This window comes from Stenotrophomonas pictorum JCM 9942, from assembly GCF_001310775.1.
Lineage (GTDB): Bacteria > Pseudomonadota > Gammaproteobacteria > Xanthomonadales > Xanthomonadaceae > Stenotrophomonas > Stenotrophomonas pictorum.
Map to the genome: position 1 here is coordinate 1 of NZ_BAZI01000517.1, position 1574 is coordinate 1574.

Genomic DNA, 1574 nt, shown 5'->3' on the forward strand with positions numbered 1-1574 from the left:
CCGGTGATCACGCGGGCGCTGCTGGGCCTGTTGCTGGCGCCGGGCGGTGCCCTGGCCCAGACCAGCGACGCCGGCGACACCGCACTGCACGACACCATCGCCGCGCTCGACCGGGCGGTGTTTGACAGCTTCAACCGCTGCGCCGATCCGGCGCAGCTGGACAGGCACGCCAGCTACTTCGACCCGGCCGTGGAGTTCTACCACGACACCGGCGGGGTGACCTGGACCCGCGCGGCGATGTTGGCCAACACCGGCAAGTTCGCCTGCGGCCATTTCACCCGGCAGCTCGTCCCCGACACGCTGGAGGTATTCGCGATCAGGGACTTCGGCGCACTGGCGCGTGGCCAGCACCGCTTCTGCGACAGCCAGAGCGCAGCTGTGACGGCCTGGCCGACTTCACCATCCTCTGGCGCCTGCATGACGGGCAATGGCGGATCACCCGGGTGCTGAGCTATGCCCACCGCGCCAACCGCAGGGATGCCCCGAGATGAACTACACGCTGGAGACCGGCCTGCGCGGCTGCCTGCGGCATCCGCGGACGATGACGCTGGTGGTGCTCACCCTTGCCCTGGGACTGGCCGCGGTGATGACGATGCTGACGCTGCTCTCGGTGTTGGGCGCCGATCCCCTGCCCGGCATCAGCCACACGTTGCACCTGGCCTGGGCCGACTCGCGTGAAACGGCCAAAAGCGGCGACAGCGACACCTACGGCGATGGCTCGCCGGTGCCACCGCTGTGGAAGCTGGCCGATGCACGCGCAATGCAGCAGCTACGCCCGGACATCCGCCAGGTGGCACTGGTCACCGCACCCGTGACGGTGGCCAGCATCGACGGCAGTGCCCGCAAGCAGGTCTCGGCGGCCTTCGCGCTCGGGCCGATGCTGCCGGTGTTCGAAGTGCCGTTGCGCCACGGCCGCTACTGGACGCCGGAAGAGGAGATGGCACGCACGCCGGTGGTGGTGATCAGCCGCGCGTTGAGCCAGCGTCTGCTCGGGCGCGAGGACGGGACCGGTGCCGAGGTGCGTCTTGGCAAGCGCAACTTCCGCGTCATCGGCATCAGCGAGCGCTGGGCGCCGCGGCCACGTCCGCACTTCCTCCCCGCCAGCGACGCCGGTTGGCGTGGCGAGGGCGATGAAGTCTTCGCCCCGGCCGAAGCCGCGCTGGCGTCGGGCATCGAGATCAGCAGTACACGCATCTGCGACGACGCAGGTTTCGGGGGTTTCCGCTTCGACCAGGTCAACGTGGACCAGTGCCGCTGGCTGGTGCTGTGGGCCGAACTGGCCGATGCCGGCCAGCAGCGCAGCTACGCGCAAAGCCTGCAGGCATTCGCCGCCGACCGGCATGCCGCCGGCATCTTCCCGCGGCCGCCGCTGACGCGGCTGCAGTCCATGCCGCAATGGCTGCACCTCAACCGCGTGGTCCCCGACAGCGTGCGCCTGAACCTGTGGCTGGCGATCGGCCTGCTGGTGCTGTGCCTGGTCAACGTCGCCGGCCTGCTGGCGGCACGCTTCCTGCGCCGCTCCGGCGAATACGGTGTGCGCCGCGTGCTGGGCGCGCCCCGTCGCGCGATCATCG

General features: G+C 70.2%; 2 protein-coding genes. Both read left to right on the plus strand.

Going from position 1 to position 1574, the window contains the following annotated elements; genetic code table 11:
* On the plus strand, positions 1–450 hold a 450-nt coding region (locus JCM9942_RS15605; protein ID WP_256202404.1), incomplete at its 5' end, for a nuclear transport factor 2 family protein.
* Between the two features lie 37 nt (positions 451–487).
* On the plus strand, positions 488–1574 hold a 1087-nt coding region (locus tag JCM9942_RS15610), incomplete at its 3' end, for an ABC transporter permease (RefSeq protein WP_054660772.1).